This is a genomic window from Pseudomonas sp. RA_15y_Pfl1_P11, assembly GCF_963970975.1.
In the GTDB taxonomy this organism is placed as follows: Bacteria; Pseudomonadota; Gammaproteobacteria; order Pseudomonadales; family Pseudomonadaceae; genus Aquipseudomonas; species Aquipseudomonas tritici.
In genome coordinates this window covers 291,104-313,576 of sequence record NZ_CAXAOY010000007.1, presented here as the reverse complement: position 1 = coordinate 313,576, position 22,473 = coordinate 291,104, and the positions used below count along the sequence as shown (strand labels likewise).

The window sequence follows — 22,473 nt, the reverse complement described above, 5'->3', positions numbered from 1 at the left end:
GAAAGCCGTCACCGCAGAAACGCCCTTGGGCTCTGTCCTGCGGGGGCGGTATGCTAGCATACGCGCCCCGCTAAACACCTATTCCTGCGACGTGAAGCGTTCTCAGGATGACCATGAATTGTTCGAGAGTTCTGTCGATGACCCATCCTGCCCTGATTGATGAGCTGAAGACCCTGGTTGAGCCCGGCAAAGTGCTGACCGATGCAGACTCCCTGGAGGCTTACGGCAAGGATTGGACCAAGCATTTTGCACCCGCGCCGACCGCCATCGTCTTTCCCAAGACCATTGAGCAGGTCCAGGCCATCGTGCGTTGGGCCAATGCGCACAAGGTGGCGCTAGTGCCGTCCGGTGGGCGTACTGGCTTGTCGGCAGCCGCTGTGGCGGCCAACGGCGAAGTGGTTGTGTCGTTCGACTATATGAACCAGATCCTCGACGTGAACCTCACTGACCGCACTGCCGTGTGCCAGCCGGGCGTGGTTACCAAGCAATTGCAGAACGTCGCCGAAGAAAACGGCCTGTACTACCCGGTGGACTTCGCTTCGTCCGGTTCCAGCCAGATTGGCGGCAATATCGGCACCAATGCCGGCGGGATCAAGGTGATTCGCTATGGCATGACCCGCAACTGGGTGGCCGGCATGAAGGTCGTCACTGGCAAGGGCGATGTGCTGGAACTGAACAAAGACCTGATCAAGAACGCCACCGGCTACGACATGCGCCAGCTGTTTATCGGCGCTGAAGGCACCCTGGGGTTTGTGGTTGAAGCCACCATGCGCCTGGACCGTGCGCCGAAAAACCTGACGGCCATGGTGCTGGGTACCACCGATTTCGACTCGATCATGCCGGTATTGCACGCGTTCCAGAGCAAGCTGGACCTGACCGCCTTCGAATTTTTCTCCGACAAAGCCTTGGCCAAGGTCATGGGCCGTGGCGACGTGCCGGCACCGTTCGAAACCGAATGCCCGTTCTACGCGCTGCTGGAATTCGAAGCCACCACCGAAGAAGTCGCCAACCACGCGCTGGAGACCTTCGAGCACTGCGTCGAGCAGGGTTGGGTGCTGGACGGCGTGATGAGCCAGAGCGAAACCCAGTTGCACAACCTGTGGAAACTGCGCGAGTACATCTCCGAGACCATTTCCCACTGGACGCCTTACAAGAACGACATCTCGGTCACCGTCTCCAAAGTACCCGCCTTCTTGAAGGAAATCGACGCGATCGTCGGCGAACACTACCCGGATTTCGAAATTGTCTGGTTCGGCCACATCGGCGACGGCAACCTGCACCTGAACATCCTCAAGCCGGAAAACCTGAGCAAGGATGAGTTCTTCGCCAAGTGCGCCACCGTGAACAAGTGGGTGTTTGAAACCGTCGAGAAGTACAACGGCTCAATCTCCGCTGAACACGGTGTGGGCATGACCAAGCGCGATTACCTGACCTACAGCCGCTCGCCGGTTGAAATCGAATACATGAAAGCAGTGAAAGCGGTGTTCGACCCGAGCGGGATCATGAACCCCGGCAAGATATTCGCTGTTTAACCGTCCCTGAAGGAGTCGTTTCATGAGCTACCAGCACAAGTATGTCGACGGCACCAACATCCACTTTCCGGTCGGTAAAGTGGTGTGTATCGGGCGTAACTACGCCGAACATGCCAAGGAACTGGACAACCCGGTCCCTACCGAGCCGTTGCTGTTCATCAAGCCGGGCAGTTGCGTCGTGCCGTTGGAAGGCGGTTTCAGCATTCCAACCGAGCGCGGTTCGGTGCATTACGAAGCGGAAATCGCGGTATTGATCGGCAAGCCTTTGTCGAACAAGCCCAGCCGTGAAGAAGTGCTGGACGCCATCTCCGGCTTCGCCCCGGCCCTGGACCTGACCCTGCGCGATAAGCAGGCCGAGCTGAAAGCCAAGGGCTTGCCGTGGGAAATCGCCAAGTCTTTCGACGGCGCGGCAGTCATCGCACCGTTCGTGGTGGGCAGTACGTTCCCGGACGTGACCGATATCGGCATCCGCCTGACCATCAATGGCGAAGTGCGCCAGGATGGCAACAGCGCGCAAATGCTCAACCCGATCATTCCGATGATCCAGCACATGGCCGGCTGCTTCTCGCTGCAAGCGGGTGATGTGATCCTCACCGGCACCCCGGCCGGCGTGGGCCCGCTGAATGTGGGTGATGAGCTGGTGCTGGAACTGTCGGGTGTGAATCGCTTCGAAAGCAGCGTTCGCTAAAAACTGAATACAGTCCACATGTGGGAGCCGGGTAAGCCCGGCTCCCACAGCGTTTTGTGTGTGCCTGGAGTTTTCAGGTCTTTGCATTTTTTTCACACGCCATCCGGATAATCCTCAGCCACTTGCACACGGGCACCTCGATCCTGTGCTACCACCTAACGCTGACTTTCCGGAAAAAGCACCCAATGGCCGTGCCCCTGCCTACCGTCACCCCCAAGCTGCGTTCCCGCTTTGCCCTGCGCTGGTATTCTTGGCTATTGCTGACGGGCGTGATTGTGTATGGCGTTGCCTGGGCCCTGCACTGGGATGATCGCGGCGTACTGTGGATACTCGAACGCTTCGAAACCCCCGCCGAGCGCCAAGAGAGCGTGTGGCTGCCGGACTATCATGCCGTCATCGATGGCAAGCGTTTGCCGGGGATGGAGAAGGATGAAGCTTCGGACGTCTCCTACAACCCACAGACCAAAACCCTGTTTTCTGTGATGGGCAAAAACCCGTTCCTCGTCGAGTTGAGCCTGCAAGGCGATGTGCTGCGCAAGATGCCGCTCAATGGCTGGGATAACCCGGAAGGTATCACCGTGATGGAAAACGGCTTGATGGCGGTGGTCGATGAGCGCCAGCACACGGTGACTCTCGTCAAGGTCGTCGCCACCACTCAGCAATTGAACAAGGCTGACTTCCCGAGTTACGACCTGGGCCCCTCCAAGGATCAAAACAAAGCGTTTGAAGGCGTGGCTTGGGACAACCTTAACCAGCAACTGGTGTTCGGTGAGGAACGCCCGCCGGCACTGTTTACCTGGAAAAGCGACGGCAGCCAAGCCCTGGTCGGCAGCAAGCAAAAGCTCGCCAGCACCGAGCTGGATATGCGTAACCTCTCGGGCCTTGCCGTCGACCCGCGGACCGGCCATTTACTGGTGCTGTCGGCTGATTCCCACCTGCTGCTGGAGCTGGGCGAGAAGGGCGAGCAAGTCAGCTTCATGACCTTGCTCGGCGGTTTCAACGGCCTTAAAAACACCATTCCCCGTGCAGAGGGCGTGACCATGGACGACGACGGCACGCTCTACATGGTCAGTGAGCCAAACCTGTTCTATCGCTTCGAAAAGCAGAAATAGCGTACCGATTACGTCGGATATTTCTCTATCGGCGGCATTCGCCAGACACTGGGGGGCGTTTAAGTTTAAATTCAGGCAGGCCTGATATTCATTCGCCACTTTTGAGCTTGAGCCCCTCCGATGCGACGACTAGCCCGCCCCAAACCTATGTTCTTTATTCTTGCGCTGATCGCCCTGGTCAGCGCCGGGGTCGTTGCGCAGCATTTTCGCCTGTTCGAGCGCGCCTGGTTCAACTGGCAAGTGTGGCGCCAGCCGGCGAATGAGCGCTCCATCGGCCTGGCGGACTACCGGGTAGCCCTGGAGGCCCAGGTGATCGAGGGGCTCAACGACGACGTCTCGGCCCTCACCTACGACCCAGTGCGCAAAAGCCTGTTTACCGTCACCAATAAAAACGCCGAACTGATCGAGCTTTCCCTGGAGGGCAAGATCCTGCGGCGTATTCCCTTGGTGGGATTTGGCGATGCCGAGGCGGTGGAATTTATCAGCGACAACACTTATGTCATCAGCGATGAGCGCCAGCAGCGCTTGATCAAGGTACATGTGGATGACGATACCCAATTCCTCGATGCCGCCGATGCGGAGCAAATGACGCTGGGCCTGCACGTTGGCGGCAATAAAGGGTTTGAAGGCCTGGCGTACGACTCGGTGGGCAAACGCCTGTTCGTCGCCAAGGAACGCGACCCGATGCTGATCTACGAGGTCCACGGGTTTCCTCATTTCAAAGCGGAAAAAACCTACTCGGTACACGTGATCAACAACCCCAAGCGTGACGCCGGGCTGTTTGTGCGCGACCTGTCGAGCCTGCAATACGACGAGCGCAGCGGCCATCTCTTGGCGCTGTCGGATGAGTCGTTTTTGGTGCTGGAACTGGATATCGACGGTCGCCCGTTGAGCAGTCTTTCTCTGCTGAACGGGCGCCATGGCCTGAAGAAGCGCGTGCCTCAGGCGGAAGGGATCGCGATGGACGATGACGGTAACTTGTACCTGACCAGCGAGCCGAACCTGTTCTATGTGTTCAAGAAACCAAGTCTCTGAAGCACTGCTCCCACATTTAAACGCGTCAGGCCTTCAGGGTTTTCACACCTTCCGAGGTGCCCAGCAGCAACACATCCGCCGGACGCGCCGCGAACAAACCATTGGTGACCACACCAACGATCGCATTGATCTGCGTCTCAAGCGCCACCGGATTGGTGATCTGCATGTTGAACACGTCGAGGATAATATTCCCGTTGTCAGTCAACACGCCTTCGCGGTACACCGGGTCGCCGCCCAGTTTCACCAACTCGCGGGCCACGTGGCTGCGCGCCATCGGGATGACTTCCACCGGCAACGGGAACGCGCCGAGTACCGGCACCAGCTTGCTGGCGTCCGCGATGCAGATAAAGGTCTTGGCCACGGCCGCGACGATCTTCTCGCGGGTCAGGGCTGCGCCGCCGCCCTTGATCAGGTTCAGGTGTTCGTCGCTTTCATCGGCGCCGTCAACGTAGAACTCCAGGTCGCTCACGGTGTTGAGCTCATACACCGCAATCCCATGGCCCTTGAGGCGCGCGGCGGTGGCTTCGGAGCTTGCCACGGCGCCGTCGAATGCGCCCTTGTGCTGAGCCAGTGCATCGATAAAGCAGTTGGCGGTGGAGCCGGTGCCGACACCGACGATGCTCTTGTCGTCGAGTTTAGGAAGGATTAAATCGACGGCGGCCTGGGCCACTGCCTGTTTGAGTTGATCCTGGGTCATGCGGGCTCCGGAACGGGCGGGGAGTAAAGAGGGGCGCGAGTATAACCCAACAAAACCTCTGGATTCGTGTGGTCGCCCGGCCAAACGCTGGGTTAGACTCCTTGGCCCTGCCCATCCCGCCCAGTGATTTCCGCCGATGCTTGAACAGTACGTCAAAAAGATCCTCACCTCGCGCGTTTACGACATCGCCGTAGAAACTCCGTTACAGACCGCCCGCCAGCTTTCCGAGCGGCTGGGCAACAAGGTCTGGCTCAAGCGTGAAGACTTGCAGCCGGTGTTCTCGTTCAAGATTCGCGGCGCCTACAACAAGCTGACCCAACTGACCAGCGAGGAACGTGCGCGCGGTGTGGTCACGGCGTCGGCGGGTAACCATGCCCAGGGCCTGGCCCTGGCGGCCAAGGTGCTGGGGGTGAAAGCCACTATTGTCATGCCCAAGACCACTCCGGAGATCAAGGTCGAAGGCGTGCGCTCGCGTGGCGGCAAAGTGGTGCTGCATGGCGATTCCTTCCCGGAAGCTCTGGCCTACTCGCTGAAACTGGTCGACGAAAAAGGCTACGTCTACATTCACCCCTACGATGATCCGCACACCATTGCCGGGCAGGGCACCGTGGCGATGGAAATCCTGCGCCAGCACCCAGGGCCGCTGGACGCGATTTTTGTACCGGTGGGCGGCGGCGGGCTGATCGCGGGTATTGCGGCCTATGTGAAATACCTGCGCCCGGAGATCAAGATCATCGGCGTCGAGCCGGACGACTCCAATTGCCTGCAAGCCGCGATGGCGGCTGGCGAACGCGTGGTACTGCCGACCGTGGGCCTCTTTGCCGATGGCGTGGCGGTGGCGCAGATCGGCCAGCACACCTTCGACATCTGCAAGGACTACGTCGATGAAGTGATCACCGTGAGCACCGATGAAATCTGTGCGGCGATCAAGGATATCTACGACGACACCCGCTCCATCACCGAACCCGCGGGCGCCTTGGGCGTGGCAGGCATCAAGAAGTACGTCGAGACCCGTGGCGTTACCGGGCAGACCCTGGTGGCCATCGATTCCGGCGCCAACGTCAACTTCGACCGCCTGCGCCATGTGGCCGAGCGTGCCGAGCTGGGTGAAGGTCGCGAGGCGATCATCGCCGTGACCATCCCCGAAAAGCCCGGCAGCTTCAAGGCGTTCTGCGAGGCTGTGGGCAAGCGCCAGATCACCGAATTCAACTATCGCTTCCACTCCGGCAGTGAGGCACACATTTTTGTCGGCGTGCAGACCCACCCGGAAACCGACCCGCGCAGCGCGCTGATCGCCAGCCTCATCAGCCAGGGTTTTCCGGTGCTGGACCTGACCGAGAACGAGCTGGCCAAGTTGCACATCCGGCACATGGTCGGCGGCCATGCGGCCCACGTCAGCAATGAAGTGGTGTTTCGCTTCGAATTCCCGGAGCGTCCGGGCGCCTTGTTCAACTTTCTTAACAAATTGGGCGGGCGTTGGAACATCTCGATGTTCCACTATCGCAACCACGGCGCAGCAGATGGCCGTGTGGTCGCCGGCCTGCAAGTGCCGGCGGACGAGCGCCACCTGGTACCGGCAGCCCTGGAAGCCATCGGCTACCCGTACTGGGATGAAAGCGATAACCCGGCCTACACACTGTTCCTCGGATGAGCGACTACGCTGATTGGGGCGGCCTTAAGGAAGACGACACATGGAAACCCTGACCACCCTGAAAGTTATCCACATCGCGGCCACCGTATTGCTGCTGCTCAGCGGCCTGGGCTTGGCGCTGCTGGCCTGGCGCAAACGCAGCGCCGGCCCGGCGGTGACCCTGCAACGCCCTTGGGTGGTGGTCTGGTTATTGATGGGCATCTGCGTCGTCAGCATGCCGTTTACCGGTTGGTGGCTGGTGCACCTGACCGGCTGGCCGCTAGGTCAGACCTGGATTCTCGGTTCCAGCATCCTCTACACCGTGGCGGCGCTGGCGTGGTTCTGGCTGGTGGCGCGGCTTAATCGCCTGCGTAAGGGCGAGGGCGGCAGCTTGAACTTCACGTTGGTGCTGGCGGTAATCAGCCTGGTGGGGTTCGTAGCAATTGCCGGTTTGATGGGTGCCAAGCCTGTCTGAATGAGTGCCTACCTGCTGCTGAAAACCCTGCATATCCTCTCGTCGACCGTTCTGTTCGGGCTGGGCGCGGGCTCGGCTTACTACGCATTGCGTGCCTGGCGTACCGGCAACGTTGAAGTGATTGCCGTGACCTTCAAGCACCTGGTGTTCGCCGATTGGGCGTTTACCGCGACCGCGGCGCTGTTCCAACCGTTGAGCGGGATTGGCTTGATGCATCTGGCGGGCTGGTCGCTGCAGCAGAGTTGGTTGCAGTGGACGTTCGGTTTGTATGTGCTGGCGGGGATCTGCTGGTTGCCGGTGGTGTGGTTGCAGATTCGCGTACACAAGATGGCAGAGCAGGCGTTGCGGGAGGGCACGGCAATGCCGATCAAGGCCGCGACCTATATGCGCGGGTGGTTGGGCCTGGGGTGGCCGGCGTTCCTGGCCTTCATGGTGATTTTCTATCTGATGGTCGCCAAGCCGATGTAGTGAGCGGGCAAGCCCGCTCATACAGATCAGCTGCGCAGGGTAATCACCGGCCAGCCACGCTGTTCAGCCTCAGCCCGCAAATTCGGGTCCGGATCCACTGCCACCGGATGAGTCACTTGCTCCAGCAGCGGCAAATCATTCATCGAGTCGCTATAGAAGTAACTGTCTTCCAGGCTGAACCCGGTCTCTGCCAGCCAGCGATTCAAACGTGTCACCTTACCCTCGCGAAAGCACGGCACGTCGGTGCTGCGCCCGGTGTAGCGGCCGTTTTCCATCTCGCACTCTGTGGCGATCAGGGTTTCCACGCCCAGGCGTGCGGCAATTGGCGCGGTGACGAAACGGTTGGTGGCGGTGATGATCACCAGCGTGTCACCGGCGGCGCGGTGCTTGGCCAGCAGTTCAGCGGCCAGCGGCAGCATCAGCGGCTCGATGCAGTCGCGCATGAAGTCATTGTGCCACTCGTCCAGTTGGGCCATCTCGGTACGGCCGAGAATTTCCAGGCTGAAGTTCAGGTAGGCGGCATTGTCCAGCTTGCCGGCCAGGTAATCCTGGTAGAACTCGTCGTTGCGCGCCTTGTAGGCGATGGGGTCGAGAATCCCGCGTTCACAGAGGTAATCGCCCCAGGCGTGATCGCTGTCACCGCCAAGAAGGGTGTTGTCCAAGTCGAATAAAGCCAGGCGCATTGCAGTTACTCGCTGAAAAGTCTGTAAAAAGGCGTCCAGAATACGGTCTTTTCACAAGAGTGCACATAAGGTAAGAAGCCTCGTTGCCGCTGGAACAACCTTTGTGGAACAATGCGGCGACATGCGTTTGCGAGGTTGTTGCCGTGATCGACCCCGATGGTTTCCGTCCTAATGTCGGGATTATTCTTACGAATGATGCCGGACAGGTGCTATGGGCTCGCCGAATCAACCAAGATGCCTGGCAGTTTCCTCAAGGCGGAATCAACCCCGACGAAACCCCTGAAGACGCCTTGTACCGTGAGTTGAATGAAGAAGTCGGCCTTGAGCGTGAAGATGTACAGATTCTGGCGTGTACCCGCGGCTGGTTGCGCTATCGTTTGCCGCAACGCCTGGTGCGTACCCACAGCCAACCGCTGTGCATCGGCCAGAAGCAGAAATGGTTTCTCCTGCGCCTGATCTCCGACGAGCAGCGGGTGCGGATGGATTTGACCGGTAAACCGGAGTTCGATGGCTGGCGCTGGGTCAGCTATTGGTACCCGTTGGGCCAGGTGGTGACATTCAAGCGCGAAGTTTATCGTCGCGCTCTCAAAGAGCTTGCCCCGCGCCTATTAGCGCGCGACTGACGACGGAGTTCGACCCCGAGCCATGCTCAATACGCTGCGCAAGATCGTCCAGGAAGTTAACTCCGCCAAGGATCTCAAGGCGGCGTTGGGGATTATTGTGTTGCGCGTCAAGGAAGCCATGGGCAGCCAGGTCTGCTCGGTTTACCTGCTGGACCCCGAGACCAACCGTTTTGTGCTGATGGCCACCGAGGGCCTGAACAAGCGCTCCATCGGCAAGGTCAGCATGGCGCCCAATGAAGGTCTGGTGGGCCTGGTGGGGACGCGTGAAGAACCCCTGAACCTCGAACATGCAGCCAATCACCCGCGTTATCGCTACTTTGCCGAAACCGGTGAAGAGCGTTACGCCTCGTTCCTCGGCGCACCGATCATTCACCACCGCCGCGTTGTCGGCGTGTTGGTCATCCAGCAAAAAGAGCGCCGTCAGTTCGACGAAGGTGAAGAAGCCTTCCTGGTGACGATGAGCGCGCAACTGGCCGGGGTTATCGCCCACGCCGAAGCGACGGGCTCGATTCGCGGCCTGGGTCGCGAAGGCAAGGGCATTCAGGAAGCCAAGTTCGTCGGCGTGCCGGGCTCGCCGGGCGCGGCGGTCGGTACGGCGGTGGTGATGTTGCCGCCGGCGGACCTGGATGTGGTGCCGGACAAGACCGTCAAAGACATCGACGCCGAAATCAAACTGTTCAAGACCGCCCTGGAAGGCGTGCGCGCCGACATGCGCAACCTGTCGACCAAGCTGGCGACTCAGTTGCGCCCCGAAGAACGCGCGCTGTTTGACGTGTACCAGATGATGCTCGACGACGCGTCCCTGGGTAACGAAGTCAAGACGGTGATCAAGACCGGCCAGTGGGCCCAGGGTGCACTGCGCCAAGTGGTCACCGATCACGTCAACCGTTTCGAATTGATGGACGACGCCTACCTGCGCGAGCGCGCCTCTGATGTGCGTGACCTCGGTCGCCGTCTGCTGGCCTACCTGCAGGAAGACCGCACCACCAACCTGGTCTACCCCGACAACACGATTCTGATCAGTGAAGAACTGACCGCCACCATGCTCGGCGAAGTGCCGGAAGGCAAGCTGGTGGGGCTGGTCTCGGTACTCGGTTCGGGTAACTCCCACGTCGCGATCCTGGCCCGCGCCATGGGCATCCCGACGGTGATGGGCCTGGTGGACCTGCCGTATTCCAAAGTGGATGGCATCGACATGATCGTCGATGGGCATCGCGGTGAAGTGTTTACCAACCCCAGCGAAGTGCTGCGCAAGCAATACGCCGAAGTGGTTGAAGAAGAGAAACAACTGGCGCTGGGCCTCGACTCATTGCGCGAACTGCCGTGCGTGACCACCGATGGCCATCGTGTGCCGCTGCTGGTCAACACTGGCTTGCTGGCGGATGTAGCCCGTGCGCAACAGCGCGGCGCCGAAGGCGTGGGGCTGTACCGCACCGAAGTGCCGTTCATGATCAATCAGCGTTTTCCGAGTGAGAAGGAGCAGCTGGCGATTTATCGCGAGCAACTGCAGGCCTTCCACCCGTTGCCGGTGACCATGCGCAGCCTGGACATCGGCGGCGACAAGTCACTGTCGTATTTCCCGATCAAGGAAGACAACCCCTTCCTGGGCTGGCGCGGTATTCGCGTCACCCTCGACCACCCTGAAATTTTCCTCGTACAGACCCGCGCCATGCTCAAGGCCAGCGAAGGCCTGAACAACCTGCGCATCCTGCTGCCGATGATCTCCGGCACCCATGAGCTGGAAGAGGCGCTGCACCTGATTCACCGTGCGTGGGGCGAAGTGCGCGATGAAGGCGCCGACGTGCCGATGCCGCCGATTGGCGTGATGATCGAAATCCCGGCAGCGGTGTACCAGGCTAAAGAGCTGGCGCGGCAGGTAGATTTCCTCTCGGTGGGCTCCAATGACCTGACCCAATACCTGCTGGCCGTGGACCGCAACAACCCACGGGTGGCCGACCTCTACGACTACCTGCACCCGGCGGTGCTGCAAGCCCTGCAACACGTAGTGCGCGACGCCCATGCCGAAGGCAAGCCGGTGAGCATCTGCGGTGAAATGGCCGGCGACCCCGCAGCGGCGGTGTTGTTGATGGCGATGGGCTTTGACAGCCTGTCGATGAACGCCACCAACTTGCCGAAGGTCAAGTGGATGCTACGCCAGGTTGAATTGAGCATGGCCAAGGATTTGCTGGCGGAGCTGATGACCATCGACAACCCGCAAGTTATCCACAGCTCGCTGCAACTGGCGCTGAAGAACTTGGGGCTGACGCGGATGATCAACCCGGGCTCCGCGAAGACCCTCTAAGCAACACCGATCAAATGTGGGAGCGGGCTTGCTCGCGAATGCAGCGTGTCAGTCGTCGAATATGTGACTGATACACCGCTTTCGCGAGCAAGCCCGCACACACTGGTTTTGTGGCGTCTAGAAACTCAGGTCGACCTCGCCAAGTCGCCCACCATGCGGCCCAAAGCTACGCTCCACCATCCGCCGCGTCCCATCCGCATTCACGATCAACGCCGTACTCGCCCGCGTCCCATAACTCGGGCTGGCAATAAACAGGCTCGACAACAAACTCTCAGTCGCCAAGCCCACCCCGGTATCCGGCAAATCCGCAAACGGCGCCGTCTGCGGATCACTCAACATCTCCAACAACGCCTCAGGCTGCGGGTCCTCCAGCATCTCGCTCAACGCCGCCCTGGCCTTGATCAGCTTGGGCCACGGCGTGTCCAGCCCGGCATTGGACAACCCATACACCCCGGCCTCCAAACGTGTCGGCTCGGTATGATTGGCGTTGTAATGCCACAACTCATCTCGCGTACCCACCAGCAGGTTAAACCCGGCATATTCAATCGATCGGCCGTTAACATCGGCCAGATACTCTTCAATCGGCAGCGAACCACTGAGAAATAGCGCAACCAACTCCCCGCGTGACTTACGTGCCGGCGGCTGGTGCGGGTCGCGGATATTGGTCAAGGCGGCAAAGCGGCCGTCGGCATTCACCCCCAGCCAGGTACCGCCCGCTTCCTGATCGCGGCCGGCGAAGACTTCGGGCACGTCCGACCATTGGGCCAGCGGCAGGCTGGGGCGAGCGTAGAACTCATCACGGTTGGCCGCGACGATCAGCGGTTGGGCGTGGCCCGGCCGCCAGGCGAAAACAATCAGGCACATCAGGCGATTCCCTTTTGTGTTTTTTGCCACTCTACCGGCAGCAACGCAGGCGTACCATCGTATCCAGTTGGGTTGCATGCCTTCCATCCGTTAACATGCCGGACTTGGTCTGGGGGCTCCCATGGAATTTCTGCTGTATTTGCTGCTCGGCGCCTGTGCGGGCGTGCTCGCCGGGCTGTTTGGCGTGGGTGGCGGGATTATCATCGTGCCGGTGCTGGTGTTCAGCTTCACCTTGCAGGGCTTTGACCCGCAGGTGCTGACCCACTTGGCCGTGGGCACTTCCCTGGCAACGATCATCTTTACCTCGGTGAATGCCGTGCGTGAGCACCATCGGCGTGGCGCGGTGCGTTGGCCGATCTTTGTGTGGATGACCGTGGGTATCCTGATCGGCGCAGGCTTTGGTGCACTGACCGCCGAGGCGATTTCCGGCCCCCACCTGCAAAAGATCATCGGCGTGTTTGCCTTGTTGGTGGCCGTGCAACTGGCCCTGGAGGTCAAGCCCAATGCCAGCCGGACGGTGCCGGGCAAGGTTGGCCTGACCATCGCCGGCGCATTTATCGGCTGGGCTTCGGCGATTTTCGGGATTGGCGGCGGCTCGCTGACCGTACCGTTCCTGACCTGGCGCAGCGTGCCGATGCAGCAGGCCGTGGCCACTTCATCGGCTTGTGGCCTGCCGATTGCGCTGGCCAGTGCATCAAGTTTCATGATTCTTGGCTGGCATGACCCGCTGTTGCCCGCTCATAGTCTAGGGTTCGTGTATTTGCCGGCACTGTTGGGCATTGCCCTGACCAGTATGGTGTTCGCCCGTTTCGGCGCACGCCTGGCGCACCGATTATCGCCGCGTTTGCTCAAGCGGTTGTTCGCCGGGCTGCTGTTCTGTGTCGGCTTAAACTTTTTGTTGTAATGCAGGCTTAATCGCGTCCGGGCATGGTCCGGGCGCTATAACGAATGATTTAACGAGGAGTCGCAATGCTGCCTTACCCGCAGATCGACCCGGTGGCCTTGGCTATCGGTCCGCTGAAAATCCACTGGTACGGGTTGATGTACCTGATCGGCATCGGCGGTGCCTGGTTTCTGGCTTCCCGACGCCTGAACCGTTTCGATCCGACCTGGACCAAGGAGAAGCTCTCCGACCTGATCTTCTGGTTGTCGATGGGCGTTATCGTTGGCGGGCGCCTTGGGTATGTGCTGTTCTACGACCTCCCCGCGTACATCGCCAACCCGACGCTGATTTTCGAAGTGTGGAAGGGCGGCATGGCGTTCCATGGTGGGTTTATCGGCGTGATGATTGCTGCCTGGTGGTTCGGCCGTCGCAATGGCAAGTCGTTCTTCCAACTGATGGACTTCATCGCACCGATGGTGCCGATCGGCCTGGGCGCTGGGCGTATCGGTAACTTCATCAATGCCGAACTCTGGGGCAAACCGACCGACCTCCCATGGGCGATGGTGTTCCCGCCGTTCAGTGACCCGGCGCAATTGCCGCGCCACCCGTCGCAGCTCTACCAGTTCGCGTTGGAAGGCGTGGCACTGTTCCTTATCCTGTACCTTTTCTCGCGCAAGCCGCGCCCGACCATGGCCGTGTCCGGCATGTTCGCGTTGTTCTACGGGATCTTCCGATTCGTCGTCGAGTTCGTGCGCGTGCCGGATGCGCAATTGGGCTACCTGGCATTCGGTTGGGTGACCATGGGTCAAATCCTCAGCCTGCCGATGATTCTCGGCGGCCTGGGCTTGCTGTGGTGGGCGTACAATCGCCCGCAGCCTTTGAAGAACACCGCGCTTTAAATTCGAATGCCGAGGTTTCCAAGCCTCGGCTTCAACGATACGGGTACCAGAATGAAGCAATATCTCGAACTACTGAACGACGTCGTGAGCAATGGATTGACCAAGGGCGATCGCACCGGCACCGGCACCAAAGCCGTGTTCGCCCGTCAGTATCGGCATAACTTGGCCGACGGCTTCCCGCTGCTGACCACCAAGAAGCTTCACTTCAAAAGCATCGCCAACGAGCTGATCTGGATGTTGAGTGGCAACACTAACATCAAGTGGCTCAACGAAAACGGCGTAAAGATCTGGGACGAATGGGCCACCGAAGAAGGTGACCTGGGGCCGGTGTACGGCGAGCAGTGGACCGCCTGGCCGACCAAGGACGGCGGCACGATCAACCAGATCGACTACATGGTCCACACGCTCAAGACCAACCCGAACAGCCGCCGCATCCTGTTCCACGGCTGGAACGTTGAGTACCTGCCGGACGAGACCAAGAGTCCGCAGGAAAACGCGCGAAACGGCAAACAAGCCCTGCCGCCGTGCCACCTGCTGTACCAGGCATTCGTGCACCACGGTCACCTGTCGATGCAGTTGTATATCCGCAGTTCCGACGTATTCCTCGGCCTGCCGTACAACACCGCCGCGCTGGCATTGCTGACCCATATGCTGGCCCAGCAATGCGACCTGATCCCCCACGAGATCATCGTCACCACCGGCGACACTCACGCGTACAGCAACCATATGGAGCAGATCAAGACCCAGCTGGCGCGCACGCCGAAGAAACTGCCGGAACTGGTGATCAAGCGTAAGCCTGCGTCGATCTACGACTATAAGTTCGAAGACTTCGAGATCGTGGGGTACGACGCCGACCCGAGCATCAAGGCTGACGTCGCGATCTGAAGACTACCCCCGGTGTCACTGTGGGAGCCCGCTCCCACATTTGGATTGGGTTTCACCCCATTATCAGTCAGTGGCCGTGGCTTCTGCCCACATGCGAAGGCTCCGCCTCGCTGGCCAGTACACTCCCGCTGACCTCCAGCCGCTGCAAAATCCCGCACTGATCCCCGCCGCCACAGCGTTGGCGCAGGTCCAGCAACTGTTCCTGCAACGCCAACAACCCATCAATCCGCGCTTTCACGTGGTGGATATGCTCATCGATCAACGCGTTCACGTTTTCGCACTGGTCCTGGGGGCTGTCGCGTAGCCCAAGCAGGCTGCGGATTTCTTCCAGGGTCATGTCGAGGCTGCGGCAATTGCGGATAAAGATCAGCCGCTCGGTGTGTGCCTGTGTGTACACACGGTAGTTGGCCTCGGTGCGTGCCGGGGGCGGCAACAGGCGTTCCTTCTCGTAATAACGGAGGGTTTCCACCGGGCAGTCGGTCAGTTTGGCCAGTTCGCCGATCTTCATTGCGGCAATCTCCAAATGGGTGCTTGACCCTATAGTGGCTACAGGGTCTTTACTTGGCAACAGGCACCTTTACGGACGCGACAGAATGAGCGATTCCATCCACACCCCGCATAAACATGACCACGACCACGACCATGGCCCGAAAAAACTCACGCCAGTGCATGACCATGGCCACGGCAGCTCGTGCTGCTCCGGCACACCCGCACCTGCGCGGGTGCAACTGAGCGAAGCACCCACCGCCGGCTCGCGCCTGAGCACTTTTCGCATCGAAGCCATGGACTGCCCCACCGAGCAGACGCTGATCCAGAACAAGCTGGGCAAGCTTGCCGGTGTGCAGCAGCTGGAATTCAACCTCATCAATCGCATCCTTGGCGTCACCCACGACCTACCAAGCACTGCGCCGATCATCGACGCGATCAAATCCATCGGCATGCAGGCTGATCCCATCGAGGAAGGCTCTCCGGCCGCCGCGCCGCCCGCCAAGAAACCCTGGTGGCCGCTGGCGTTGTCCGGTGTGGGCGCGTTGGGCGCCGAAGTGCTGCACTTCACCGATGCCGCGCCCACGTGGGTGATCGCGGTGGTGGCGCTGATCTCGATTCTCAGCGGCGGCTTCACCACCTATAAGAAGGGCTGGATTGCCCTGAAAAACCTCAACCTGAACATCAATGCCCTGATGAGCATCGCCGTGACCGGCGCGATCCTGATCGGCCAATGGCCGGAAGCGGCGATGGTGATGTTCCTGTTCACCGTGGCCGAGTTGATCGAGGCCAAATCCCTGGATCGTGCGCGCAATGCCATCAGTGGCTTGATGCAGATGACGCCCGAGCAGGCGACGGTGCAGCAAGCTGATGGGTCATGGGCTGAACGAGAGGTCAAAAGCATTGATCTGGGTGCAATCGTGCGGGTAAAGCCCGGCGAGCGCATCGGACTGGACGGTGAGGTCACCGCTGGCCAATCCACCATCGATCAGGCACCGATCACGGGTGAGAGCCTGCCGATTGAAAAGACCGTGGGCGACAAAGTCTTCGCCGGCACCATCAACCAGGCCGGTTCCCTGACGTACAAAGTCACCGCAGCGGCTAACAACTCTACCCTGGCGCGCATCATCCACGCGGTGGAACAGGCGCAAGGCGCACGGGCGCCGACCCAGCGTTTTGTCGACCGTTTCTCGAAGATCTACACCCCGGCCGTGTTCCTGTTCGCGCTGGGCGTAGCGGTGATTCCGCCGCTGTTCATGGCCGGCGTGTGGTTCGACTGGATCTACCGCGCCCTGGTCCTGCTGGTGGTTGCGTGCCCATGTGCCTTGGTGATTTCCACTCCGGTGACCATCGTCAGTGGCTTGGCGGCGGCGGCGCGCAAAGGCATCCTGATCAAGGGCGGCGTGTACCTGGAGGGGGGTTACAAGCTCGACTACCTGGCCCTCGACAAGACCGGCACCATCACCCACGGCAAGCCGGTGCAAACCGATTACCTGGCGCTCTTCCCCAACATCGAAGACAGCGCACCGGCCCTGGCCGCCAGTTTGGCCGGGCGTTCCGATCACCCGGTGTCGCTGGCGATTGCCAACGCGGCTGTGGATAAAGATCTGCCGATGCACGTTGTGGATAACTTCGAAGCCCTGGCCGGGCGCGGCGTGCGTGGCGATATCAACGGCGAAACCTACCACTTGGGCAACCATCGCCTGGTGGAAGACCTGGGCCTGTGCTCACCAGCGCTGGAAGACAAGCTCTTCGCCCTGGAAAAACAGGGCAAGTCCGTGGTGCTGCTGCTCGACAAGTCCGGCCCGTTGGCGCTGTTCGCCGTGGCCGACACGGTCAAGGACAGCAGCCGTGAAGCGATCCAGCAGTTGCATGACCTGGGCATTAAAACCCTGATGCTCACCGGCGACAACACCCACACCGCCCAGGCGATCGCTGCCCAGGTCGGCATCGACCAGGCCCAGGGCGACCTGTTGCCTACGGATAAGCTGCAAGCCATTGAAGCCCTGTATGGCCAAGGTTTCCGCGTGGGCATGGTCGGCGACGGTATCAACGATGCGCCAGCCCTGGCCCGTGCCGAGATCGGTTTTGCCATGGCTGCAGCCGGCACCGACACGGCCATCGAGACCGCCGATGTGGCGCTGATGGACGATGATTTGCGCAAGATTCCGGCATTCGTTCGTCTGTCGCGGCAAACGTCGAGTATCCTCAAGCAGAACATCGCCCTGGCGCTGGTGATCAAGGCGATCTTTCTCGCGGTCACCTTCCTGGGCATGGCCACCATGTGGATGGCGGTGTTTGCCGACATGGGCGTGAGCCTGCTGGTGGTATTCAATGGCCTGCGCCTGTTGCGCAAATAATTGAGGTGAGGGTGGTGTGCTGAGTGCCGAGTTGAAGGCTTTTTTCATGGTCGCGCGCCTGGGCAGTATTACCCAGGCGGCGAAAAAACTCGGCCTGAGCCAACCCACCGTCACCACCCAGATCCGCAACCTGGAAAGCCAATACGGCGTTGAGCTGTTCTACCGAGGTGGTCGCCGCCTCACCGTCAGCGACGAAGGCGCGCGCCTGCTGCCGATGGTCAAGGTGCTGTTGCAGCAGGAAGCGGACATCGAGTTTTTCCTGCGCAACAGTGGCCAGGTCCAGGGTGCGCTGAGGATCGCCGCGACGGCGCCGTATTACATCCTCGACTTGGTCAAGGCCTTTCGCGAACGCCTGCCGCAGGTGGAAGTGTCGGTAGAAATCGGCAACTCCCAGCAGGTGCTCGAAGCGCTGGACGATTACCGCGTTGATGTCGCTGCGTCGTCGCAGTTGCTGGAAGACCCGCGCTTGATTCGCCGCGTGCTGGGCACCGACCCTTTGGTGCTGGCGGTGCATCGCAATCATCCACTGGCCAAGCTCGATCATGTACCGCTCACTGCGTTGGCCGGGCATACCTTGTTGATGCGTGAAGCCGGCTCCACCACGCGGCGCCTGACCGAAGAAATGCTACAGGGCGCAAGCGTGAGTGACGGCCCGCTGTTGGAAATCGGCAGCCGGGAGTCGATTCGCGAGGCGGTGCTGCGCAATATTGGCATCAGCATTATTGCCCGCCAGGAAGTGCCGCATGATCCGCAGTTACGGGTGTTGACCATCGAGAATGCGCCGCAGATTCCGGAGTATTTGTACTGCCTCAAGGAGCGAAAAGGCGCGCGGTTGCCAGCGGCGTTTCTGGGGTTGGCGCAGGAAATGTCGCCCATTTAAGGTTGCAGCCCAGGCAGCCCATCTCCATCAGACCTACCCAAATCCACGAATACCACTATCACTGCCTTTTGCCTTCCTGCCACACCAGCGACGCATTGCCTGCCTAGCATGGGCTTCATCAGTTTGATGAGGTGCCTCCATGAACACAGCCCTGACCCAACCCGGCGCGCCAATGAAGGTGCGCGGTGTCCAGAAACGCTTCGGCGCTTTTACCGCGCTGGATAACGTCTCGCTGGACGTCGCCGCTGGCGAGCTGGTGTGCCTGCTGGGCCCGTCCGGCTGCGGCAAGACCACCTTGTTGCGTTGCATCGCTGGACTGGAGCGCCAGGACAGCGGCGAACTTTACCTGGGCAGCCGCGATGTTTCCCTGCTGCCACCCCAGGCGCGGGACTACGGCATTCTGTTCCAGTCCTACGCGCTGTTTCCCAACCTGACTGTCGACGCGAATATCGGCTACGGCCTCGCCGGCAGCGGCCGCGATGAAGTGCGCAAGCGCGTCGGGCAGATGCTCGAACTGGTCGGCCTGGTCGGCAGCGAAAAGAAATACCCGGGCCAACTCTCCGGCGGCCAGCAGCAACGCGTTGCGCTCGCCCGGGCATTGGCGCCGTCGCCCTCATTGCTGCTGCTGGATGAGCCGATGTCGGCCCTCGACGCCCGCGTGCGCGAACATCTGTGCACCGAGCTGCGCCAACTGCAGCGTCGCCTGGGCATCACCACGCTGATGGTCACCCACAACCAGGACGAAGCCATGCTGATGGCCGACCGCATCGCTGTGATGAACAACGGCAAGGTCGAGCAATACGCCACGCCCCAGGAGATCTATGACCGCCCGGCCACGCCGTTCGTGGCGGAGTTTGTCGGCCAGGGCAACTGGCTGCCGTTCAGCCGCAACAGTGCCAGCCATGCCCAAGTCGGCGGGATGAACATGCGCTTGGCCGACGATGCTGGCATCGCCAAGTCCGGCCGTTTGTTCTGCCGCCCGGAAGCGATCAGCGTCAACCCGCCAGTGCACGAAGAAAACCTGTTCCCGGCCAAGGTCCGCGAAATCACCTTTCTCGGCAACCGCTGCCGTATGAGCTTCGAACTGGAGCAATTGCCCGGCCATCCGTTACTGGCCGAAGTGGCTCCGGAAGCGATGCCACGCCTGGGTGCCCAGGACATCTGGGTCGCCTTGCCGCCGCGCAGCCTGCAGGTGTTTGCCTGAGATGGCTGCTGTCATGACATTGCCTGAGCCGCGTCAGGTCTCCCGCGCCGAGCTGGGTGATCGTGTTTTTGTGGTCGGTGGCAAGTTGCTTTGGCTGTGCCTGCTGGGTGTTGCTGTACTGCTGCCATTGCTGGCGATCTTCTGGCGCGGTTTCAGCGGCGAAGCCGGGCAGGGCGGTGGGCTGGCGGCGGCGCGGGAACTGCTCACCAGTGACAACTTCCACTGGCTGCTGGGCAATAGCCTGAAAGTCTCCCTCAGCGTTGCGGCCATCGTCGTACCGCTGGCCTACCTGTTTGCCTACGCATTGCAGCGTACGTTGATTCCCGGCAAGGCGATCTGGCGCGGCATGTCACTGCTGCCGCTGATGGCGCCGTCGATGTTGCCGGGCATTGCGCTGGTGTATCTGTTCGGTAACCAGGGCCTGTTGCGCGGGCTGCTTTCGGACAATATCTATGGCTTCTGGGGCATTGTGCTGGGCGAGGTCATCTACACCTTCCCACATGCCTTGATGATTTTGCTGTCGGCGCTGTCCCTGGCAGATGCGCGGCTGTTTGATGCTGCCTCGAGCATGGGCGCGAGCCCGGCCCGGGCGTTCCGCAGCATCACCTGGCCGGCCACACGCCAGGCTGTGTTTGCCGCGTTCTGTTTGGTGTTCACCTTGACCATCACCGATTTCGGCGTGCCTGTGGTGGTCGGCGGCGATTATCAGGTGCTGGCGTTGGAAGCCTACAAGGCCGTGGTCGGCCAGCAACAGTTCGGTCGCGGCGCGTTGATCGGCATGGTGCTGCTGCTGCCGGCACTGTTCAGCTTTGGTGTGGATGCCTGGCTGCGCCGTCGTCATGGCGACTCCATGAGCGGTCGTGCCCACGTCCTCCAACCGGTGCCATCGCGCGTAAGAGAGGGCTGCTACCTGGCCATCGTGCTGCTGATCTGCGCCGTTTTGCTGCTGGTATTCGGCATGGCGGTGTATTCCTCGCTGGTGAAATTCTGGCCGTACAACCTGTCGCTTTCGCTCAATCACTACCAGTTCGAAGACACCGCCGGCGGCGGCTGGCTGGCCTATCGCAACAGCCTGACCATGGCGCTGTGCACCGCGTTGATCGGCAGCGTGCTGATCTTCACTGGCGCGTATTTGATGGAAAAGACCAAGGGCCAGAAGAGCCTGAACCTGGCGCTGCGCATGCTCAGCTTTGTGCCGATGGCGGTGCCTGGGCTGGTGTTGGGCTTGGGCTACGTGTTCTTTTTCAACCTTAACGGCAACCCGCTGCATGTGTTCTACGGGACCATGACCCTGCTGGTGGTGTGCACCATTGCTCACTATTTGACCACCGCGCAAATGACCGCGACCACGGCGTTGCGCCAGCTCGACGCCGAGTTCGAAGCCGCCGCGTTGTCGCTCAAGGCGCCGCTGTACCGCCATTACTTGAAAGTCACGGTGCCGATCTGCCTGCCGGCGCTGCTGGACATCGTGCGCTATCTGTTTGTGTCGGCGATGACCACCGTGTCCGCCGCGATCTTTCTCTACAGCCCCGACACCATCCTTGCCGCCGTTGCCGTTTTGAACATGGACGACGCCGGCAATGTGGGCGGTGCGGCGGCCATGTCGACCCTGATCCTGTTCACCTCGGCCGGCGTCTCGCTGCTGCTGGCGTGGGCCTCACGTGGCGCGTTGCGCCGCTCCCAAGCCTGGCGCCAGACCGCGCCCGGCCAATAAACATCCCTGAAGGAGGTGCTCCATGTTCAAGCCCCTGGCGCTGGTCGCTGCCGTACTGAGCGCATTCAGTCTGAATGCCTTCGCCAAGACCGAGCTGACGGTGTACACGGCCCTCGAAGCCGAGCAGTTGAAGACCTACAAAAAAGCCTTCGAGCAGGCCAACCCGGACATTGAAATCAAGTGGGTGCGTGATTCCACCGGGATCATCACCGCCAAGCTGTTGGCCGAGAAAGACCGCCCGCAAGCCGATGTGGTCTGGGGCCTGGCTGCGTCGAGCCTGGCGATCCTCGATCAGCAAGGCATGCTGGATAACTACGCGCCCAAGGACCTGGACAAGATCGGCAAAAACTACCGCGATGCCGCCAACCCTCCGGCCTGGGTCGGCATGGATGTGTGGGCCGCGACCCTCTGCTTCAACACCGTCGAGGCCGAGAAACAGGGCCTGACCAAGCCGGTCAGCTGGCAGGACCTGACCAAGCCTGAATACAAGGGCAAGATCGTCATGCCCAACCCGGCCTCGTCCGGCACTGGTTTTCTGGACGTGAGCGCCTGGTTGCAGACCTTCGGCGAGAAACAGGGCTGGCAGTACATGGACGACCTGCACCAGAACATCGGCCAGTACGTTCACTCCGGTTCCAAGCCGTGCAAGCTGGCGGCGTCGGGTGAGTTCCCGATCGGGATTTCTTTCGAATACCCGGCCGTACAACTGAAGCGCCAGGGTGCGCCGCTGGACATCATCCTCCCCAAGGAGGGCCTGGGCTGGGACATTGAAGCCACTGCCGTGCTCAAGGGCTCTGCTCACGCCGACGCGGCGAAAAAGCTCGCCGACTTCTCGGCCAGCCCCGCTGCCATGGACTTGTACAAGAACAACTTTGCGGTCCTTGCCCAGCCGGGTATTGCCAAGCCGCAGACTGAGTTGCCGGCCGATTACGAGCAGCGCCTGATCAAGAACGACTTTGCCTGGGCCTCGAAAAATCGCGACAGCATCCTGGCCGAATGGCGTAAGCGCTATGACGGCAAGTCGGAGAAGGTGGCGGGTCAGTAAATGCTCGG

General features: G+C 60.7%; 21 protein-coding genes. 17 read left to right on the top strand and 4 right to left on the bottom strand.

Going from position 1 to position 22,473, the window contains the following annotated elements; all coding sequences use genetic code 11:
• Window positions 1-137 precede the first annotated feature (137 nt).
• The 4 genes from AACY44_RS12205 to AACY44_RS12190 all read left to right on the top strand — a co-directional run bounded on the left by AACY44_RS12205 (window position 138) and on the right by AACY44_RS12190 (window position 4,367).
• Complete coding sequence (locus tag AACY44_RS12205) at window positions 138-1,532, top strand: FAD-binding oxidoreductase (protein ID WP_339415211.1); 1,395 nt, start codon at window positions 138-140, stop codon at window positions 1,530-1,532.
• Between the two features lie 22 nt (window positions 1,533-1,554).
• A complete protein-coding gene (locus AACY44_RS12200) occupies window positions 1,555-2,220 on the top strand; it encodes a fumarylacetoacetate hydrolase family protein (RefSeq protein WP_049711056.1) in 666 nt (221 codons plus the stop codon).
• A gap of 185 nt (window positions 2,221-2,405) precedes the next feature.
• A complete protein-coding gene (locus AACY44_RS12195; protein ID WP_339415212.1) occupies window positions 2,406-3,332 on the top strand; it encodes an SdiA-regulated domain-containing protein in 927 nt (308 codons plus the stop codon).
• A gap of 120 nt (window positions 3,333-3,452) precedes the next feature.
• Window positions 3,453-4,367, top strand: coding sequence for an SdiA-regulated domain-containing protein (locus AACY44_RS12190; protein WP_339415213.1), 915 nt, complete (start codon window positions 3,453-3,455; stop codon window positions 4,365-4,367).
• Between the two features lie 25 nt (window positions 4,368-4,392).
• Here AACY44_RS12190 and rpiA read toward each other — a convergent pair whose 3' ends face one another.
• On the bottom strand, window positions 4,393-5,064 hold the full coding sequence (gene rpiA, locus AACY44_RS12185) for a ribose-5-phosphate isomerase RpiA (protein WP_339415214.1): 672 nt from the start codon (window positions 5,062-5,064) through the stop codon (window positions 4,393-4,395).
• A gap of 136 nt (window positions 5,065-5,200) precedes the next feature.
• On the opposite strand from rpiA, the gene ilvA reads away from it, so the two are divergent.
• Genes ilvA through AACY44_RS12170 form a run of 3 tightly spaced genes read left to right on the top strand, consistent with a single transcriptional unit; the run spans window position 5,201 to window position 7,637 of the window.
• Complete coding sequence (ilvA, locus tag AACY44_RS12180; protein WP_339415215.1) at window positions 5,201-6,715, top strand: threonine ammonia-lyase, biosynthetic; 1,515 nt, start codon at window positions 5,201-5,203, stop codon at window positions 6,713-6,715.
• A 40-nt stretch (window positions 6,716-6,755) separates the two neighbouring features.
• Window positions 6,756-7,169 carry a DUF2269 family protein gene (locus tag AACY44_RS12175; RefSeq protein ID WP_339415216.1) on the top strand — a complete coding sequence of 138 codons (414 nt, stop codon included), beginning with the start codon at window positions 6,756-6,758 and terminating at the stop codon, window positions 7,167-7,169.
• The gene (locus tag AACY44_RS12170) at window positions 7,170-7,637 is read left to right on the top strand and encodes a DUF2269 family protein (RefSeq protein WP_339438207.1); all 468 of its coding nucleotides are present in this window, start codon (window positions 7,170-7,172) and stop codon (window positions 7,635-7,637) included.
• A 26-nt stretch (window positions 7,638-7,663) separates the two neighbouring features.
• Here AACY44_RS12170 and AACY44_RS12165 read toward each other — a convergent pair whose 3' ends face one another.
• Window positions 7,664-8,320, bottom strand: a complete 657-nt coding sequence (locus tag AACY44_RS12165; protein ID WP_339415218.1) for an HAD family hydrolase — start codon at window positions 8,318-8,320, stop codon at window positions 7,664-7,666.
• Window positions 8,321-8,463: 143 nt separating this feature from the next.
• Between AACY44_RS12165 and AACY44_RS12160 the strand changes: the two genes are divergently transcribed.
• A complete protein-coding gene (locus tag AACY44_RS12160) occupies window positions 8,464-8,943 on the top strand; it encodes an RNA pyrophosphohydrolase (RefSeq protein ID WP_049713461.1) in 480 nt (159 codons plus the stop codon).
• 22 nt (window positions 8,944-8,965) lie between these two features.
• A complete protein-coding gene (ptsP, locus tag AACY44_RS12155; RefSeq protein ID WP_339415219.1) occupies window positions 8,966-11,245 on the top strand; it encodes a phosphoenolpyruvate--protein phosphotransferase in 2,280 nt (759 codons plus the stop codon).
• 117 nt (window positions 11,246-11,362) lie between these two features.
• Here the strand turns inward: ptsP and AACY44_RS12150 are convergent, their stop codons facing one another.
• On the bottom strand, window positions 11,363-12,109 hold the full coding sequence (locus AACY44_RS12150) for an NRDE family protein (RefSeq protein WP_339415220.1): 747 nt from the start codon (window positions 12,107-12,109) through the stop codon (window positions 11,363-11,365).
• Window positions 12,110-12,230: 121 nt separating this feature from the next.
• Between AACY44_RS12150 and AACY44_RS12145 the strand changes: the two genes are divergently transcribed.
• The 3 genes from AACY44_RS12145 (at window position 12,231) to AACY44_RS12135 (ending at window position 14,776) form a co-directional block, all read left to right on the top strand.
• The gene (locus AACY44_RS12145; RefSeq protein WP_339415221.1) at window positions 12,231-13,013 is read left to right on the top strand and encodes a sulfite exporter TauE/SafE family protein; all 783 of its coding nucleotides are present in this window, start codon (window positions 12,231-12,233) and stop codon (window positions 13,011-13,013) included.
• 65 nt (window positions 13,014-13,078) lie between these two features.
• Window positions 13,079-13,891: a prolipoprotein diacylglyceryl transferase gene (lgt, locus tag AACY44_RS12140; RefSeq protein WP_339415222.1), complete on the top strand. Its 813-nt coding sequence runs from the start codon at window positions 13,079-13,081 to the stop codon at window positions 13,889-13,891.
• 51 nt (window positions 13,892-13,942) lie between these two features.
• Window positions 13,943-14,776: a thymidylate synthase gene (locus tag AACY44_RS12135; RefSeq protein WP_339427633.1), complete on the top strand. Its 834-nt coding sequence runs from the start codon at window positions 13,943-13,945 to the stop codon at window positions 14,774-14,776.
• 67 nt (window positions 14,777-14,843) lie between these two features.
• Here the strand turns inward: AACY44_RS12135 and cadR are convergent, their stop codons facing one another.
• Complete coding sequence (gene cadR, locus AACY44_RS12130) at window positions 14,844-15,284, bottom strand: Cd(II)/Pb(II)-responsive transcriptional regulator (RefSeq protein ID WP_339415224.1); 441 nt, start codon at window positions 15,282-15,284, stop codon at window positions 14,844-14,846.
• A gap of 85 nt (window positions 15,285-15,369) precedes the next feature.
• Between cadR and AACY44_RS12125 the strand changes: the two genes are divergently transcribed.
• The 5 genes from AACY44_RS12125 to AACY44_RS12105 all read left to right on the top strand — a co-directional run bounded on the left by AACY44_RS12125 (window position 15,370) and on the right by AACY44_RS12105 (window position 22,465).
• The gene (locus AACY44_RS12125) at window positions 15,370-17,622 is read left to right on the top strand and encodes a heavy metal translocating P-type ATPase (protein ID WP_339530333.1); all 2,253 of its coding nucleotides are present in this window, start codon (window positions 15,370-15,372) and stop codon (window positions 17,620-17,622) included.
• Window positions 17,623-17,638: 16 nt separating this feature from the next.
• The gene (locus AACY44_RS12120; protein ID WP_339493247.1) at window positions 17,639-18,502 is read left to right on the top strand and encodes a LysR family transcriptional regulator; all 864 of its coding nucleotides are present in this window, start codon (window positions 17,639-17,641) and stop codon (window positions 18,500-18,502) included.
• A 139-nt stretch (window positions 18,503-18,641) separates the two neighbouring features.
• Window positions 18,642-19,706, top strand: coding sequence for a putative 2-aminoethylphosphonate ABC transporter ATP-binding protein (locus AACY44_RS12115; RefSeq protein ID WP_339436163.1), 1,065 nt, complete (start codon window positions 18,642-18,644; stop codon window positions 19,704-19,706).
• A 1-nt stretch (window position 19,707) separates the two neighbouring features.
• A complete protein-coding gene (locus AACY44_RS12110; RefSeq protein WP_339530331.1) occupies window positions 19,708-21,420 on the top strand; it encodes a putative 2-aminoethylphosphonate ABC transporter permease subunit in 1,713 nt (570 codons plus the stop codon).
• 22 nt (window positions 21,421-21,442) lie between these two features.
• Window positions 21,443-22,465, top strand: a complete 1,023-nt coding sequence (locus AACY44_RS12105; protein WP_339415229.1) for a putative 2-aminoethylphosphonate ABC transporter substrate-binding protein — start codon at window positions 21,443-21,445, stop codon at window positions 22,463-22,465.
• The last annotated feature ends 8 nt before the right edge of the window (window positions 22,466-22,473 follow it).